The sequence below is a fragment of the Paenibacillus dendrobii genome, assembly GCF_009807035.1.
In the GTDB taxonomy this organism is placed as follows: Bacteria; Bacillota; Bacilli; order Paenibacillales; family Paenibacillaceae; genus Paenibacillus_AQ; species Paenibacillus_AQ dendrobii.
In genome coordinates this window covers 1,944,388-1,962,233 of sequence record NZ_WUBI01000001.1, presented here as the reverse complement: position 1 = coordinate 1,962,233, position 17,846 = coordinate 1,944,388, and the positions used below count along the sequence as shown (strand labels likewise).

Sequence of the window (17,846 nt, the reverse complement as noted above, 5' to 3'; positions counted from 1 at the left end):
AGGAGGATACTTGATGAAGGTACTCTACCAAACAAGATATAATATCTTCACCCGGAAGGGTGGGGATACCGTTCAAATAATGAAAACAAAAGAATTTATTGAAAATAGATTCTCGGACATCCAGATCGACATCAACAGCGATCCCAAAGCCGATTTAACTTCCTATGACCTCATACATATTTTTAATATGCTGCGTCCGCAAGAGACCATCCTGTTTATGAACAACGCCAAGGCGCAGAACAAAAGAATTGCATTGTCCACCATTTTTTGGCGAAGCACGGAGTTTGAGAGGCAGGGGCAGATGGGCTTACGCAGAATGATTAACCGGATGATTGGCTATGACGGGATGGAGAAATTGAGGGGACTTTATCGCTACTACATTGACGGGGAAAAACACGAAGGAACGTTAATGCTGATTAAGCAGGGGTATACCAAGCTGCAGCGGGAGATTCTGGATCAGGCGGATTTGCTTCTTCCCAATGGAGAGGGTGAGATGGAGCTGATCCGTCATATTTTTAAGCCGAGTAAACCTTTGAACTATTTGGTGGTCCCTAACGCAATCGACACCGGGATTTTCGGATATGATACGCGGACGGAAAGGGATATCGTCCTATGCGCGGGAAGATTCGAACCTCGAAAAAATCAGCTGAACCTGATCAAAGCTTTTAATGGTTTGCCCTATAAGCTGGTTCTCGCAGGGACGGCGCATGAAACGCAGCGGAAGTATTTCAAGGCCATGAAAAAGGCCATCCAAAAAGACAACATCGAGATCGTGGATGAACTTGGCCACGGTGAGCTTAGAAAGTTATATGGCCGAGCCAAGGTTCATGTCCTGCCAAGCTGGTATGACACGCCGGGACTGGTATCGCTGGAGGCGGCTGTCAGCGGCTGCAATATCGTGGCTACGACGAGAGGAACGACGCGGGAGTATTTTGGAGACGACGCTTTTTATTGCGAACCCGGGGATATCGAAAGTATCAGGAGAGCTGTGACCGAAGCATACCAACAGCCTCATAATTCGCGCCTGCAGGCGCGAATCTCCGCGGAATACACGTGGGAGCAGACAGCCGACCGGACGGTTGAAGGTTATGCACGGCTGCTCGGACGACAGGAACCAGAGGTGAGTGCGGGATGAAGGAGACCCTGATCGTCATCTCCGACTATATGGAAGGTGAGCCTGTGGTCGCTTCTGTCAGGTATGCAGGAATCATGAAACATCTCTGTGAAAGATACGAGTTGATTGTCATCAATGATGCGAAATACGGTGCCGGAGCAAGCCGCTTCTCAACAACGAATTACAAATACGAGACGGCTGACAGCATTCTTACCCAATCGATGACAAGGAAAGCAGGTAAAAGGGCAGGCGGCTTGCGGCGGTTTGCGGAGAATCTGCTGAGGAATAAATGGACATTAACCGCCTGGCGGAATTACAAATACAGCAAGTTCAAATTTGACCGGATGAACGCAGCTCTCTATGGACAGCTTGACCAACTGCTTGCCGAAAAGGAAATCGCGGCGGTTTTCGTGACTGTTCCCGATGTGTACGCTCTTTATGTTCTTGATTACATCAAAAACAAATCCCCACATCTGCAGTCCGTCATTGAAATCCGCGACATCATTAACCATCATATTGGCGAAGGTAATCCACATTTCGTGTACAGGCAGGCGGAACAGATGATCAGCGGGTTGGCAGACGGCATGATCGCCGTCTCGGAGGGGATATACCAGCATTACCGAATCCGAAATCCTGCTGCGGTTATGCAACTGATTACTAACGGATACGATGAACAGTGGTTTGAAGACAGCGTATTTCAGCCGGTCTCAAGAGACGCCGGAATGATGACGCTTGTGCACTTGGGATCGATTTATAAGGGGAGAAACGTGAAGGCCATGATTGAAGGATTGGATTTATTTTGCCGGCGAACGGGGATGAAGGTTACATTGCACATTGCAGGGCTGCTTGACCGGCAAGCTATCCGCGATATGGACAGCGCCGAATATTCGGCAGACGGGGTTGAGATTCATGTCCATGGAAGTATGAAGCATGAGCTCGCTGTTCGATTGCTGAAGCAATCAGACGCTGCCGTCATTCTAACCCATACCCAAGGCAGTGATTTTGCGATTCCAGGTAAAACCTTTGAATACATAGGCGCTTGTAAGCCGGTGATGGCCGTAACCGAGGACCGTGAACTAATCTCGCTCGTTCAGGGACGTTACGGGGAATGCGCCAAACATGATCCGCAGGATATATCACATGCATTAGAAAGGCTTGTCGGCTCGGAATATGATTTTTCCGACAGGCACAAGTATTCGCGAAAATTACAAGCTCGGCGCATCTTGGATTTTTTGGATCATATCACATTGGACATCGGAAAGACTATTATGACTAGAGAGGTCTAAATATGCTGGCGATGGTGTTGTTTTTCATACCTGTGCTGATGGCTGGACTGCTTGCAGCGGTGAACATTCTGCCCCGGAAAGGGGCGGGAACGGTGCTGCTGAGTTTTCTGCTTCTGGCTATGGTTAGTAGTATTCAATTGAATACCGGTTATCGGGACGTTCATGTGGACTTAACCGTATTTATCTTATTTACTACTGATTTATCCCTGCTGGTGCATCTGGTTCTGAAGAGCAAGCTCCAATCATTGCCCAAACATCAAGGTGACAGGTACAGGCTTGGGCTGGTTGGAGTATCGCTTGCCATGCTACTGATCATAATGGTGTTTCAGGGATTTGCGCTGAACATCTTTGATTCCAGCCTCTATATTTACCATCTGAATCTCGAACTGAATGTATTGCTGCTGGCATTCATGTTTTATTTGCTGGGGGTGCTGCAGATAAGTACCTCAACGATCCTTCGCTGCATTGTCGGTTTCTCGGTCCTGAACTCATTGCTTGGGGTACTTCAATATATAACGAATAAGTCGCTGCTTCTTTTTTCGGCACAGAGTTCCATCAATTATTATGAGGGCGCCAGGGTGGCCAAGCGTGCGATTGGTTTTGTCGGTGCAAGCAACGGCGCGGGCAATCTTGCTGCAATTTTTTTTCCGGTGCTGCTTTATTACTTTATGAAGAAAAGAAGCCTATTCAGCATCGCGGCTGCGCTGTTGAACGGGCTTTTTCTGTTCCTCACCTTTACCCGCATCGGCTATTTATCCGTCTGCGTGCAGTTCCTCATCTTTCTTCTGTATGCCAGAATGGGGACCGGGCATCAGCTGTTGAAGAGATTGGGAGCGATCATGGCAGCTGCATTTGCGGCCATTCTGGTCTATCAGATCTTTTATGATGAGTTATACCAGATGCTGTTCGTGGACCGGGGCAATACGGAATCCCATCGGTTTATTCAATTCAGCGGAGCCTTTCAAATCTTGAAAGAACATATGTGGTTTGGACTCGGAGCAGGGCAATATGTTCCTTATATGCAGGCGTATCATGGTATTGACGACATTGCGCTGCACTCCCAGTTCTTGAACATGCTCGTAGAGCAGGGATTATTCGGGTTTGCTTTTTTTCTGCTCGTTTATGTGTCCTTGTTCGTATGGACCCTGAAAAAATACAAAGGGGACGGCTGGTTCCCTGTTACCTTGTTTCTGGGGAATTTGATCGTCGTTAATTTCAATCCCAATCAATACTACAGCCTTTGCATCTATACTTTCTTTATCATTGCCTACGGATTGGTTTTCGGTTGGAGAGAGGATGCTGTGCATCATACCGCTGATGAAAATGGACCAATGGAAGGGTCGAAGTGCCCGAAACCAAAAAATCAGATCGTCAATATAATGCAAATGAATGAGGGGGCATGCAATTCGGAACAAAGGAGGTGCCTTTGATGGCGGATGCGACGGGAGTTAACGTCAGGCTCTATGGAGCCAAAGGCGACGGTTTAACAGATGATACACAGGCCATTCAGAAAGCGCTGAACAGTATTTCGCAGACGGGCGGGACCATTGTAATTCCGGACGGCGTATATAATGCCAACATTACGATTACCACGTCCAATGTGTATATTACCGGAACGGGAACGCTGAATGGTTCCATTAACCTATACGGCACGCCCACGGGCAACACGGACAGGTTTAGCGGTACAGGCAACGTAAAGATTGACGGCATCACCATTCAGGGAGGAAAGACGAGAAACGGCATCAATTGCCGATGGTATTATGGCGTTCTCATTACGGAAGTTCGGTTCATGAACTGTCTTAAAGCCATTTATTTTGAAAAAGTGAACAAAACGCAGCATTGTTCACGCTACACCATAACGGGCAACCAGCTCATTGACTGCAACTACGGACTCTATGTAGACTATATCGCGCCAGACGATGGCGGAAGCCACGTCGTTGGAGATGTGAACTTTTCCAATAATATGTATGAGTCCAGAACCAATGTGCCAGGCGCATTCAGCAACATATACCATATTTGGGCCAAGGGGATTGACGGTCTCATCTGCAAAGGAAACACGTTCTTTTTTGGTCATACGGGCGCTGAGAAATCGAATATTTACATTGAGGATTTTAACTGGGTCGTCATTGAAGGGAATCATTTATTCGAAGCAGCCGAAAGCGCCGTCATAGCAAAAGAGGGATTCAATCTTATTATAGCCAACAATAATGTCGCTTGGGCTAAAAAATACGGCATTTTCTTATCCACAGTCGTTGGAGGCATCGTAAACGGCAATAACCTGACCTGGAAATCTGGTGAGGATATTCAATCCACCGGCGTATATATCGAGAACAGCCCTTACTTTATCGGCAATGTGTCAAATAATAATATATTCTTTCCGGGAGTCTATGCGATCCAAATCAAGGATAGTTCCATGATTAACATCACCGGGAATAACGCCCGAAGCCAGTATGGTAAGAACCAACCGTTAAAAATCGATTCTCCAGCCACATGCGCTTCTGTCAGCGTGACTTCAAATCAATTCACCAATTATCCTGCCAGTTCCTTAAATGCCGATTATTATTCTGTCAATCCGGTCAGTACGAATTATCTCAGCGGGAATACCGAGGGGGTACCAGCGGTTCCGATCAAGGGCGTTCTATCGGAAGAATATATGGCGTTCACCAATAACGGGGCTGCGGTTGACATTTCGAACCTTACCCTTGCCGTATTCGCTTACACACGTTCAACGATCGTCACGCAATTGACCAAGGAAAACCTGTCCAAATCGCTACCTCGGATCGTCGTGATCTATTCCTACACAGGCAATCTGAAAATATCCAGGCAAATTCTAAACGTTAAATTGAAGGGGAGCGGGTCTTACGTGACCTTTCCGGCCGATTCGAGTATGACGCTCTTGGTATACGGCTCGCAGATTATCGAACTCTCGAGGAATTTCCCGGTGTAGAGACGAAAAAACGGCAAATAGGATGAATGGGACCCGGAAAAAGGGTCTTTTTTGTTAATGCTTCTATAATTATACGCACGCTATTAAGAGTCATAAAAGAATGGAAGAGGTTGAAAAGATGACCAAGCACGTATTTATTATTGGTTCCAAAGGGATTCCTGCCAAGTACGGCGGCTTTGAAACCTTCGTTGAACAATTGACGGCGAGAAGGATGAGCCGGGAAACCAGTTATCATGTGGCCTGCTTATCGGATCGAAAGGGAGAGTTCGAGCATAACGGTGCCCGCTGTTTTCAGGTTCGGGTGCCCCAAGTCGGCAGTGCCCGTGCCGTCTTGTATGATCTGTTGAGTCTGGGAGAATGTGTCCGTTACATAAAACAGCGTCGGCTTACCGATTGCATCGTCTATATTTTGGCCTGCAGGATCGGGCCTTTTTTTTATGCCTATAAACGCAAGCTGGAACAGCTGGGAGTTACCGTGCTTGTCAATCCGGACGGGCATGAATGGAAGCGTGGCAAATGGAACAGCTTCATCAAACGGTACTGGAAGCTCTCAGAACGGCTGATGGTCAAGCATGCGGATCTGCTGGTATGCGATTCCAAAGGTATCGAGAAGTATATACGGCAGGATTATGCGAAGTATTGTCCGAGAACCACATTTATTGCATATGGGGCAGATTTGGTTCCATCTACAATGGATTCGCGCGAACTTGAATTGCTGATATGGATGGAAAAACATGAGATCAAGCCGAGGGAATATTATTTGATCATCGGCAGATTCGTTCCTGAAAACAATTATGAACTGATCATCAGGGAATTCATGAAATCGAAGACTGCGAAGGATCTGGTAATCATTACCGGTGCCGAGCACAATTCATATTTCGATGAACTGCTTCATAAATGCCGCTTCGATCAGGACCCGCGCATCAAATTCGTAGGGACCGTATATCATGAGCAAATGCTGAAGAAAATCCGCGAGCTCGCATTTGGATATTGCCATGGACATGAAGTTGGGGGGACCAATCCTTCTTTGCTCGAAGCGTTGGCTTCCACGAGGCTGAACCTGCTGTACGATGTTGTATTCAACCGCGAGGTTGGGGGGGATGGCGCATTGTACTTTTCGGCAGAGCCCGGTACGTTGACCGCTCGCATCCATGAGGTGGAACAATATGACGATTTTCGTATCAAGATGCTTGAATCGAGAGCCAAAGCGAGAATTTCAAAGGAATATACATGGGAGCGAATCGTCAAATCTTACGAGCATCTATTTCATTCTTTTGAAGTGCTCCATAGAAACCCGCAGCATGCACGCCACGGACTTAGTTATTCCAAGGAGAAACTGAAGCAAAGCCAATGATGAGATGCAGCAGCGGGCAAAGCTTAGAACTATTAGATACGAGGTATCCGAGATCATATGGAAATCATATTCGCTATGATTTATGTGCTGCATCAGGGAATTACTGCTAACCTGGATTTGTTCTATTTTTTGTCGATTGCTCTTATTTTAAGAGATATCGTGCAGCGCAAATCGGTGACCTTAAAAGCTGCCGGATATATTTATTTCGCGGTTTTGTATGCCCTTTTGCAGGTTTTGGTGAACGACCAGCTCGAAATCGGCCGAACCGTCGTCAATCTCGCCAAGCTGTTTCTGAACATTGTTTTGTTTCTGCAGGTAAGAGAGATGAAGATGAGCATGAGTTCTTTCAAAAAAATGATTTATGTTACGTCCGCGATCAATCTGGTTCTGCTGTGCATCGCCATGGTACATAAAACCAAGCTGCTATGGCGATTGGATGATGACGTGAATTTATACCAAAAGGTCAGACTAGCGCTTTTTTATGCGGAGCCGAGCGAAGCCTCCTTTCATGTTTGTATTTTAATCATCATTTTGGGATCGTTCATGCTGCATGAATCCAGTTTAAAGCATCAGATGATGAACTTATTTTTCATGCTGATCAATACAGCCATTATGGTCTTATCTGCCGGCATGGGAGGAATGATGTGCCTGGGTTTATCCCTTGGAATAGCATATCTGTTTTATTTACGCGAACGGATCAGCATCCGAAAGCTTCTGCTGACGATCCTGCTCTTCATCGCCGGGTCTTTGGCAGCCGTATGGTTCGTGGCAAGCGGCAACCGTCTTTATTTGCGCTTGATTGATATCGTCAATGGAACGGATGGTTCCGTATTTTACCGTCTCAATGTCAGCGCTCGAATCATGAACCAAATTCTGGTTCATTCGGATTTCATCGGAACCGGACTTGGAAATTTAAATACAGATACGGTTCAAAATGCTTATTACAGCCAAGGTTTGGTCGGAGTCATTGCCAATTCCTTCATGTATGTCATTGCTGAGGGAGGTCTAGGCGCTATTACGCTGCTGCTCGTGTTCCATCTCATGCTGTTGATGAGGATTCAGAGGCATGAGTGCGTATTTAAGGTTGGACTTCTGGTCTTCATTCTCACCTACCAGATTGCCGGCGGTTACTTTACCAATCCCGTCAACTGGATTATTTATGGTCTGATTGCAAATCTATTGATTTTTCACTCGGAAAAGGAGCGCATTCAACCACGGAGTTTCAACCGCCCTATTCATAAAATTAATCACAATGTCTACAGCAAAGAAGAAGTGATCTGAATAGTGTAGTAATGCTATAAGACTCTTTACAAGCTGGTATGAATGGACAGGAGGTTGAAGGAATGGCTGATGGTATACCGTGGGTTACACTGACAGACCCCTCCAAATTGGGAGATGAGATCGCGAGATTGAAAGCAAGCGGTGGTGGAGTGCTGATCCTTCCAAGCGGAAATTATCCGGTAAATTCTAATCTCACCGTAGATTCAAGTATCACGCTGAATTTCATGAACGGAGCCAAGCTGAATATCGCTAGTGGGAGAACGTTGGTTTTGAACGGTAAAATTGAAGCTGGAATCACACAGATTTTTGCCGGTGATGGTCAGATTTCAGGGCATCCGCAGGTGAAGGAGTTTTATCCGCAGTGGTTCGGCGCAGTGGGCAACGGAAAAAATGATGATTCCAAGGGCATTCAAAGCGCAATTGATACGGCGGCTTCAGTCGGAGGGACGGTCGTTTTTCCTCCGGCAGCATACAGTGCAGGGACCATTTATGTGAAATCCGGAGTCAAGATTACGGGTGAAAAAGGGGCTGTCCTGCAAAATAATGCAGCGTCCCAGTCTACGGACACGCTGTTTGCTGGAAGCGGTATCTCATCTTTTGAAATTGAAAACCTTGAAGGCAAAATCAGTTTTGATATCAGCTCAAGTTCCGATTTTATCATTGAGCAGCTTCGCGTGTTCGAGAACGCCGGTAACTGGGCCTTTTCATACTGCTCGAACGGAATGATCTTGAACAATCAAATCCTGAACACGAAGAACGTGAATAACCGGATTATGTATTTAAGCGTCTGCACCGACATGCTGGTTCAAGGGAACCGGATCAAGAACAAGACGCTGTTCAACAACGTGGAAGGGAATTTAAATACCGGCATCAACGCGTCATCTTCAAAATACTGCAAAATCGTGAATAACCATATCGAAAACTGCGGAGGACAAGGCATTACGTTTGATACGAATATCGGAATTACGGCGGCAGCCGACCGGAAATGCTTCAGCAATCTGGCAGCGGGGAATATTGTCATCGGTAACGGTCAGGAAGGAATTACCGCCTTCGCTTCAACCCAATTCGAGACGTACGATATCACGATCTCGGGCAACATCTGCATTAACAACCGATATGACGGCATTGAGATTTGGGGTGTGCGGCAGTGTATCGTGGAGAGCAACAGTATCAGCGCTCCTGCAATTTCGGATTACAGTTTTGGTGCCATTAATATTTATGCATCCAAAGATATCATCGTCAGCGGGAATGCGATCGACAATGTGCCAACCTCGGGAATCGCAACCGTGAATGGCTCGAACTATCCGGAATCCAAATGCTCGAACATTATCATTACGAGCAACCGCATTCAGAACTGGAACTACCAGGACATGAATCCGGCAACCAATCATGACCAGATCTGCGGCATTAATTTGTTCGGAGCGGACTTCACCGTCGTTCAGGGCAATCTGTTCATGGATACTCGCGGTGGCAGAAAATATGGCATAAAAGCCATTTCCGTCGTCCAAGGGCACCATCATATTCAAGGCAATGTCAATCCAGGCAACCTACCGATAGACGATCATGTCGAGGTGGACATGACTTGGGCGGGTCGACAGATAGCGGAGCGACTTCCGATGCTGAGAATGTCGCAGCTCCAGGGAGATATCAATAACGGCAGCATACCAGGCATTGATTCAGGTACCGTATGGTATAACGCGAACAAATTCGCGCTTTTCTTCAAAGGCTATGAAAAGGCTATGTTGACTCCTATGGTCATTGATGAAAACAGTCTTTCGGGATATCCCTCCGCGGACTACGCACCGGGCTATATGCAATACCAACTTCAGACAGGGCGCCTCTTTTTCCGGGGCAAAACGGGAAACTCCAATGGAAAGTACACGGAAATTGTGCTGAGAGATAAATTCATCAACTTAAAAAGAAGTACGGAAGTGACCAAAAAACCGGTAGAAGGCGACACGTATTACGATCCAACAAAGAAAAAACCGGTCTATTTCGACGGAACGAATTGGAGAGACTATGCAGGGAATATCGTCAGCGTAAATCCATAATAGTACGGGCTTGAATTGATTCAGAGAGCGCATGAAGCTTGCCCTGATGTCAGTTCTTTTTTTTTTGCCCAAGCTTGGACCATGAATCTATCAAACCTATTGAAAAGGTGGAATATCCATGCAAAAATCCATGATCGGACTCGTCAAAGAACACCGTGCTCCCGGAGCCGTATTTAAGGAAGTTCCCATCCCTACCATCGGTCCGGACGAGGTTCTCGTCAAAATCAAGGCAAGCTCCATCTGCGGCACGGATGTCCATATCTATAACTGGGACGAATGGGCCGAAAAGTCGGTTGTGACAGGAAACGTATTCGGCCATGAATTTGCCGGGATCGTGATGGAGACCGGGGAGCAGGTCAGCAGCGTGAAGACCGGTGACCATGTGTCAGCCGAGGGTCATATGGTTTGCGGCACCTGCAAGGCATGCCGCACCGGGAACGCTCATGTTTGCCATCATACGCGCAGCTTCGGTATTACGGCACCGGGATGTTTTGCGGAGTATGCAGTCGCGAAGGCGAGCAGTATTATTCAGAATGACTCGTCCATGCCTTATGAGCTTGCGTGTCTTCAAGATCCGCTGGGCAATGCCGTACATACGGTTCTCTCCGGCGATATCGTAGGCAAATCCGTACTGATCGTGGGAGCGGGATTGATCGGACTCATGGCTATTTCCGTTGCGAAAGCCTGTGGAGCCGGGCTCGTCATGGCGACTGATATCCATCCATATCGTCTGAACATGGCCCATCAGATGGGTGCGGATATCGTGATCAACAGTTCAAAAGTACACCTGCCCCAGGTAGTCCGTGATATGACGAGAGGTGAGGGGGCGGAGGTTGTGCTCGAAATGTCCGGGCATCCGGACGGCATCCGGAATGGCTTTGAAGCGGCAGCACGCGCGGCACGCGTCTCTCTGCTTGGTATACCAACAAGTGATGTGGCAATGGACCTTGGGCAGATTATCTTCAAGGGTATCCGGGTGGAGGGGATTACCGGCCGCCGGATGTATGACACTTGGTACCAGATGAAGGGGCTTCTACGCAGCGGGAATCTGGGTTTGGACAGGCTCGTGACGCATACCTGCTCGCTGGACCGCTTTGAGGAAGCCTTCGAGCTGATGAAGAGTGGTGCCTGCGGTAAAATCGTGTTCCTGAATGAGCTGAGCAACCACTTCGAGGCGGTGCAGCAACCGTCGATTCCGACGCTGCTGCATGTTTGAGATGTAACTCAGGAAAAAAGCAGGGAGCGAACCGTAAGATCCCGAGGATCTTTGGCACGCTCCCTGCTTTATTCATATGAATGCGTCGATTGATGTGATTCGCGATGTCGCCAGAAAGACAAGACCGCCGCGTCCCCATGAATATCCTCTTCTAGGTTACGAGTATTTTTGGTTCCGTCAAATCCCCGAAAATTCGAAGAAGATACTAACGTCTTTTCCTTAATAAATCCGGTGAATGATATCCTCGAAATCAGGCTCCTCCATATGAATATCCGCGACCTCGCCCCAGCCACTGACCATCCGCAGAATGTCCATGGCTTTGACCTGCTGCCTGTTCGCTTCAATATGTATCTCATGGCTGCTTGCCTCAACGATCTGAAAGGTGTGCTCAGCATCAAGTCCGAGTTCTACCGGAAGGCTAAGATCCTTGGGAATAGGCATCTGGTAGGTTCCATGGAATGTCACGTGTATGCGTGTAGGCAATCCGATTTTATCTCTCAGGTTCCCGATGGTTCCCTCATAACTGAGCTTTCCGTGATTGATCACCATGACCCGCTGACATAGCTGCTCGATATCATCCATATCATGGGTGGTGAGAAGAATCGTTTTTCCATATTCGCTGTTGAGCTTTTTCAAGAAGCCGCGAATGCTCCGCTTGGCGGTCACGTCAAGACCGATTGTGGGTTCATCCAGGAATAGAACATCCGGATCATGCAGCATGGAAGCGGCAATATCGGCACGCATTCGCTGGCCTAAGGAAAGCTTGCGTACGGGTGTAAGCCAAAACTCCTTCAGATCCAGCAGTTCTCCGAGCTCGTCAAGGCGCTTCTCCTTCTCGGAAGAAGCAACCTTATACATATGTGCCAAAATATCGTATGAGTCCTTCACCGGCAGATCCCACCACAGCTGGCTTCGCTGCCCGAAGACCACTCCGAGCCGCTTGGCGACGTGCCGTCTGTTATGATGCGGATTGATTCCGCCAATTTTCACCTCACCCGAAGAGGGATGAAGTATCCCTGTCAGCATCTTGATGGTGGTGGATTTGCCGGCCCCGTTCGGACCGATATACCCGACGAAATCTCCTTGCGAGATGGTGAAGCTAATATCCTTAACGGCCTCTTTCATCCGGTATTCCCTTGTAAATAATGTGCGGAGGCCGGCGAAACGCCCTTCTTTGACCACCGGTGTCTTGAACTGTTTGTGTAGTCCGCAGACCTCAATCATCGGTTGTGATGGTTTCATTTGGTTGATATCCCCTTTCCTACTAGCTTCCTGTACTTTGATAGCGGGTTAACCCGAATTTCCAAAACTTCAAGCTCACAATGAGACAGATGACTGCAAGGAAGGCGATGCCGTAAACTAGCCATGCTCCATATTCTCCGCGCAGAATGAACAGGGAAGGGACATAACCTACAAAGCCGACCGGAATGACGATGAGCAGAAGGGAACGGAGCCAGACAGGGTAGAGGACAAGGGGGTAGCGGACAGCCGTTTGTGCGGCATCCTCCGTCAGCGTTTGAAGTTCATCGATTCTTGTAATCCAAAAACCTATCGTGGCGGTGGCCAGTCCAATCGAGAACAGGATCACGCCTCCGGTCACGATGATGAAGAGCGTATAAGGCAGGGCCGCCCAGGTAATCTGGCCGCTGGTTATCAGTCCATGCATGGACCAGTAGAGAATCGTGCCTCCCTGAAGCAGCTCCCCCGGCATCAGGCGGATGTTTTGGGACATCAGCGCCAGCAGTATCGGGACCGGACGGGTCAGGAGCTGATCGAGCTCACCTGTCGTCAGGTAGTTCTCCAGATGATGGACATCGCTGGCAAAGGTTCGATACAGCGTTTTGGACAAGGTCATTACGGCAAAGAGGTATCCGACTTCATACAATGACCAGCCTTTGACCGCGCCGAACTTATTCAAGACGATGGCGATCATCAGAAATTCGGCAATTTGGACGATCGCCGCGAGGACCGTGCCCAGAATAAAGTTCAGCTTGTACTGCATCCTGCTACGTATGCTTGACTTAATGAGCACAACATACAAATCCAGCCAATATTTGATGTTCATCCGCCCTGCACCTCCACCTTACGCCGTACTACAACGGTCACAAGCAGACAAAGCAAAGTGAAAACGATGCACCACGCCATCGATCCGAGTAAACTGCCCGCTTGCTCATAGCCCAAATAAATACGGGTCGGAACGTACAACAGATAGGGATAAGGAGACATCCAACTAACGGTCTGAAGCCAGGACGGCAGCCATTCCACCGGAATAAAGAAACCCGCCAGCAGGTTAACGAGGGCATGATTGACCCAGAAAAGCCAGTTGGATTCCGTAGTCCACAGGGAAGTTGCGCCGATGAGGTAATTCATGCAGATGGACATGTAGGATGAGGCAGCCAGAGCGACGAAGGTATACAGGAGCGTAGTCCAGTGCGTCGGCAGGGATAGCCGGAACAGGATCATGTACAGAAGATAGATGGGAAGGGATTTATATACAAACTGATAGGCAATCTGCCCCCATTCCCTGCACATGCACAACACAAACAAATGGACCGGACGCATCAAATCCAGTGAGATTTGGCCTGTCCTCACGGCTTGCGGAATGCCGAGCCCGTTCGTGATAAAGCCTGTAATCCATAGTGAAGCTTGGGTAAAAGCGATGTAGCCGATCATTCCCTGCACGCCATACTCGCCTAGCGGGCGGTCCGCCCCAATGCCGATCCAGATACAGGCGTAGAGGTAGCCAAAGAGAGCGCTTGCGAGATTGTGCAGCATGTGCGCGCCGCGGTATTGCAAATTGCGGGCGTACGCTTTTGAAGCCAAAGTGAAATAGAGCATTGCACACCTCCGATAAGTTTTGTAGCGACGAGATCCGTCAACTTCAGTCAAGGCGAACGAGTGAGAAGGATTTCATCATACCAAAATCTGGTTTTGGACGCAATCAAAACTTTTAATAGGTGTGCATTCTCTATTTAGGCATGTTTTAGATGGAAGCGAGCTGAGATTTGGCGTTTTGCAGAATGCTGCTGACCTGGTTTTCCAGAGAGAGTATTTTTTGTTTCTGTGCCTGAATTTGACGCAGCTGGTTGACCAGGTTATTCAGATCCGTGTATATCTTTTTGGCATCCCCGACTTTTACTGCTTGGCTGACGCCCTTCCACATCGGGCTGACATTTTTATTCAGGATGGTCGCTGTACTTTTCTCGGACTTGATTTTAATGCGCAATGGATCGGCTCCGGCAAGGATCCCCCGGATCTTTTTCTGGGAAGCGGTTTTTTTGGCTTTGGCGGAAGCGAGCGCCTGTTCCTTGTTTTTAATATCTGTCTTCGCGATCTGAACTGCTATTTTCATTGTTTCCGCCTGTGCCTTCAATGCAGAGCTGAGCTGTTTGTTCTTGAGTTTATTGGCAGTCGCTATCTGCTGGTTCAGTGCGGTATACATCGAAAGCAGCGGTTTGTATTTGTCTTTGAGCTGTTTAACCGATTGTTCGAGCTTTGCAATGTTATCCGCGTCGATGACCTTGATTTGTTTGGTTAATGCGGATTGCGTTTCTTCGTTTTTGTAATGCAGCGTGCTGATGTTCTGATCGATCTGCTGTAGCTGCGACTGAACACCCGTAAAGGTGCTGTACATCGTCCCCAGCTTGCTGCGAAGAGCGGCATCCGCGGCAGTGGCGCGATCTACGGCGGCTTGCTGTGAGGCGGACCACTGCATGGAGGCGGCTGCTTCAGCAGAAGCGGAGAAAGCTAATGACATTGCGAACACGATGCAAAATAAGGCTGGAAAAAATCTCTTGATTGGTTTCATGAATATTCCCCTTTACACGAAAATTGGGATGAACATATGAAGCTTGCCTAAACATAAAAAAGCACCCGTAAAAGAGAGGCGAAATCCGCCTTCTCTTACGAGTGCTTCTACGTAAGCTGTTCATCGAATGATTTGAGAATAACATATATGGATTGCCTTAATATGTCAATAGAAAACATATATTCGTTTAATATTTATAATAAAATCTAAATAACAAACATAAACAGACATATAAAATACATAAACAAAAATAAAACAATATTATAATGTTTGTTTTTGTTGACTACATAAAAGGATCGCAGTACGATGAAAGTGTAAAATACAGATGAATAAAAAGGAGAGGCTTGCTGTGAGCACTTCGATGATGGAAGTGAACCGTGACGTGCCAGCGCTAGAAATTCCGTTTATCCGTGAGATGGCGGAAATTACGTATCATATGTGGAAGTTCGGCTGGGATGAACGCAACGGCGGGAACATCAGCCGCATATTGGAAGAAGCAGAGGTCAGCCCTTATATAGATCTGAATGGAACGGGCCGCGTGATTTCGCTGTCCTTTCCGGTACCCGAGCTGGCCGGCAAAATGTTTGTCGTGACAGGATCGGGCAAATATTTCAGAAATGTGATCGCCGATCCGGGAATGAACCTGGGCGTTATCCGGGTTACAGCAGATGGAGAGCATGTCGATGTATTGTGGGGCTTTAGCGGAAACACGTTCCCCACGAGCGAGCTGGCATCGCATTTTATGAGCCATATTGAACGGTTAAAGGTAGATCCGGCTCACCGGATTGTCATGCATACACATGCCACCAATGTGATCGCCATGACGTTTGTGCATGAATTGGATGAGAAAAAATTCACAAAAACACTTTGGCAAATGTGTACCGAGTGTATCGTCGTATTTCCCGAAGGGGTAGGCGTTCTGCCGTGGATGGTGCCGGGAAGCGCCGAGATCGGGCGTAAAACCGCAGATAAAATGAAGGATGGACGGGTTGTGATCTGGCCCCATCATGGCATCTTCGGCACGGGCTCCACGATGGACGAAACGTTCGGGTTGATCGAGACGGTCGAAAAGGCAGCTCAAGTATTCATGCTGACGGCGGGTCATAGCATCAAACAGACGATCAGCGACCAGGAACTGTCGGACCTCGCCAAGGCATTTGGCGTCATTCCTGCAAGCGGTATTCTTGAAGCTTAGACATGAACAACAATGTGGCAATGGATTCTCTTCCGAATTAGAAAAAAGGCATGCAGAACAGAGCGTCGCGTTACTTGCGCATGCTCTGTTGTTCTATCTGCAGACCAATGAACGGACTCATACATGACTCTAAAATATAACGTTTTCGACCTGCTATTTCTATGTGATATTCCACAAATTTTTTTATGATATCAAGGTCTCTCCATTGTATTGACTTGGATACCTTTGCGAGTAGAATGATGAGCAAAGAGAAGAAGAAGATGGCATAAAAAGCATGGTTTACCACCATCTCATGGTAGCTTTTAGAAGGAGTGCACATCATGATTTCATTAAGATCGAGGAAGCAGTATCGTAAAAGATCGGTGCAGAGGAAGAACCTTAGAATCGCTACCATGGAAGGTATTCCTGCTGTCATGTTCATGACCCTGCTCGGGGGTCAATTTCTCACCGGATTCATGCTGTATCTCGGTGCGAACTCCAGCGAGCTAGGCTTCGTATTGGCGATTACCACGTTTGTGAACATCGCCCAGCTTTTCGCCGCTTTTCTCATTCAGAGGCTGAAGAGCCGCAAGTGGACTTTGGTATTATTTGTGGCGCTGCACCGGATATTGTGGGCCGGTACGGGTCTGGTTCCGTTTGTTTTCCCAAAGCCGTATTGGGTTATCGCGTTCATCATTTTGTATACGATTGCCTTTATGTTCAATACCGTCGGGGGCATTCTGTGGAACTCGCTGATCAGTGATATTGTGCCGGCACGCGTCAGGGGCCGATATTTCGGTATCCGCAATACGATGCTGAACGCGCTTGGAACGCTCGTGATGTATGCTGGCGGAATGATTTTGGACCATGAACCCGGCGGCAAAGGCTTTTTGATTCTGTACGTGATTGTTTGGATATGCATTGCCGCAAATATAACGATGTTTTTCTTTTATCCGGATATGCCGTTCGAGCGCTCTTCCGAAAGCAAGTTCATCCCAATGCTGAAAAAGCCGCTGAAGGACCGCGCATTTCTGAAGGCGACCCTGTTTTTGGGAGGATTTTTGTTCTTTCAAAATTTGGTGGTCCCTTTGTATTCCTATGTCATGCTGCAGCTGCTGCATATCAATTACCAGACGCTGTCGCTCTTGAATGTGGCACAAACCGTATTCATGATGGGAAGCTTCTATATCTGGGGCAACCTCAATGCCCGATATAGCAACCGCCGTCTTTTGTTCTGGACGCTGCCGATCATCGCGCTTTCTTGTCTGTTGTGGGGGCTGTTATCCGTGCTGCCGATGCTGCCGGTACTTGCAGCTGCGCATATTATTTTCGGTATCGGAGTAGGGGGCTTTAACCAGCTGGCCTTCAACTTTATGATCGGGGATACGCCCAAAGGCGAACGTCCGATGTACATGGCTATGTATGCTGCTATTACAGGCGTCGCGGCATTTTTCGGGCCGCTGATCGGCGGACATGTGCATGAGCTGATCCAGGGCTGGCCGGTGTGGACGCAGATCTACGGCATGCAACTGATAGTAGGTACAGCCATGCTTGCGTTAACGGCGACATTAGGACGGCGGATTTTGAGGGATACCTAACATAGCGTTATAATAAA

14 protein-coding genes are annotated in these 17,846 nt (G+C 47.9%); 10 read left to right on the top strand and 4 right to left on the bottom strand.

Translation table 11 applies throughout. The features are described 5' to 3' along the window. Positions 1–13 precede the first annotated feature (13 nt). From GRF59_RS08590 to tdh, 8 genes are all read left to right on the top strand, one after another. Positions 14–1,135: a glycosyltransferase gene (locus tag GRF59_RS08590; RefSeq protein WP_237391682.1), complete on the top strand. Its 1,122-nt coding sequence runs from the start codon at positions 14–16 to the stop codon at positions 1,133–1,135. Continuing rightward, complete coding sequence (locus tag GRF59_RS08585; RefSeq protein WP_160497165.1) at positions 1,132–2,400, top strand: glycosyltransferase family protein; 1,269 nt, start codon at positions 1,132–1,134, stop codon at positions 2,398–2,400. Before GRF59_RS08590 ends, GRF59_RS08585 begins: the two co-directional genes overlap by 4 nt. A gap of 2 nt (positions 2,401–2,402) precedes the next feature. Further along, the gene (locus GRF59_RS08580; RefSeq protein WP_160497164.1) at positions 2,403–3,830 is read left to right on the top strand and encodes an O-antigen ligase family protein; all 1,428 of its coding nucleotides are present in this window, start codon (positions 2,403–2,405) and stop codon (positions 3,828–3,830) included. Continuing rightward, positions 3,830–5,347 (top strand): glycosyl hydrolase family 28-related protein, encoded by a 1,518-nt coding sequence (locus tag GRF59_RS08575; protein WP_160497163.1) that lies wholly within the window; start codon positions 3,830–3,832, stop codon positions 5,345–5,347. Before GRF59_RS08580 ends, GRF59_RS08575 begins: the two co-directional genes overlap by 1 nt. Positions 5,348–5,465: 118 nt before the next feature. Further along, positions 5,466–6,701 (top strand): beta 1-4 rhamnosyltransferase Cps2T, encoded by a 1,236-nt coding sequence (gene cps2T / locus GRF59_RS08570; RefSeq protein ID WP_160497162.1) that lies wholly within the window; start codon positions 5,466–5,468, stop codon positions 6,699–6,701. Positions 6,702–6,758: 57 nt separating this feature from the next. Then, positions 6,759–7,982 carry a hypothetical protein gene (locus GRF59_RS08565; RefSeq protein ID WP_160497161.1) on the top strand — a complete coding sequence of 408 codons (1,224 nt, stop codon included), beginning with the start codon at positions 6,759–6,761 and terminating at the stop codon, positions 7,980–7,982. 62 nt (positions 7,983–8,044) lie between these two features. Then, entirely contained in the window at positions 8,045–10,033 is a 1,989-nt protein-coding gene (locus GRF59_RS08560) for a right-handed parallel beta-helix repeat-containing protein (protein ID WP_160497160.1), read from the top strand. Between the two features lie 118 nt (positions 10,034–10,151). Beyond that, entirely contained in the window at positions 10,152–11,249 is a 1,098-nt protein-coding gene (gene tdh / locus GRF59_RS08555; RefSeq protein ID WP_160497159.1) for an L-threonine 3-dehydrogenase, read from the top strand. A gap of 219 nt (positions 11,250–11,468) precedes the next feature. On the opposite strand, the gene GRF59_RS08550 is transcribed toward tdh, so the two are convergent. From GRF59_RS08550 to GRF59_RS08535, 4 genes are all read right to left on the bottom strand, one after another. Continuing rightward, on the bottom strand, positions 11,469–12,473 hold the full coding sequence (locus GRF59_RS08550; protein WP_160498197.1) for an ABC transporter ATP-binding protein: 1,005 nt from the start codon (positions 12,471–12,473) through the stop codon (positions 11,469–11,471). Positions 12,474–12,513: 40 nt separating this feature from the next. Continuing rightward, positions 12,514–13,314 carry an ABC transporter permease gene (locus tag GRF59_RS08545; protein ID WP_160497158.1) on the bottom strand — a complete coding sequence of 267 codons (801 nt, stop codon included), beginning with the start codon at positions 13,312–13,314 and terminating at the stop codon, positions 12,514–12,516. Beyond that, positions 13,311–14,087 (bottom strand): ABC transporter permease, encoded by a 777-nt coding sequence (locus GRF59_RS08540; protein WP_160497157.1) that lies wholly within the window; start codon positions 14,085–14,087, stop codon positions 13,311–13,313. Before GRF59_RS08540 ends, GRF59_RS08545 begins: the two co-directional genes overlap by 4 nt. Positions 14,088–14,232: 145 nt before the next feature. Continuing rightward, complete coding sequence (locus GRF59_RS08535; protein WP_160497156.1) at positions 14,233–15,057, bottom strand: hypothetical protein; 825 nt, start codon at positions 15,055–15,057, stop codon at positions 14,233–14,235. A gap of 361 nt (positions 15,058–15,418) precedes the next feature. Between GRF59_RS08535 and rhaD the strand changes: the two genes are divergently transcribed. Further along, the gene (gene rhaD / locus GRF59_RS08530; protein ID WP_160498196.1) at positions 15,419–16,252 is read left to right on the top strand and encodes a rhamnulose-1-phosphate aldolase; all 834 of its coding nucleotides are present in this window, start codon (positions 15,419–15,421) and stop codon (positions 16,250–16,252) included. A gap of 320 nt (positions 16,253–16,572) precedes the next feature. Then, the gene (locus GRF59_RS08525) at positions 16,573–17,829 is read left to right on the top strand and encodes an MFS transporter (RefSeq protein ID WP_160497155.1); all 1,257 of its coding nucleotides are present in this window, start codon (positions 16,573–16,575) and stop codon (positions 17,827–17,829) included. Positions 17,830–17,846 lie beyond the last annotated feature (17 nt).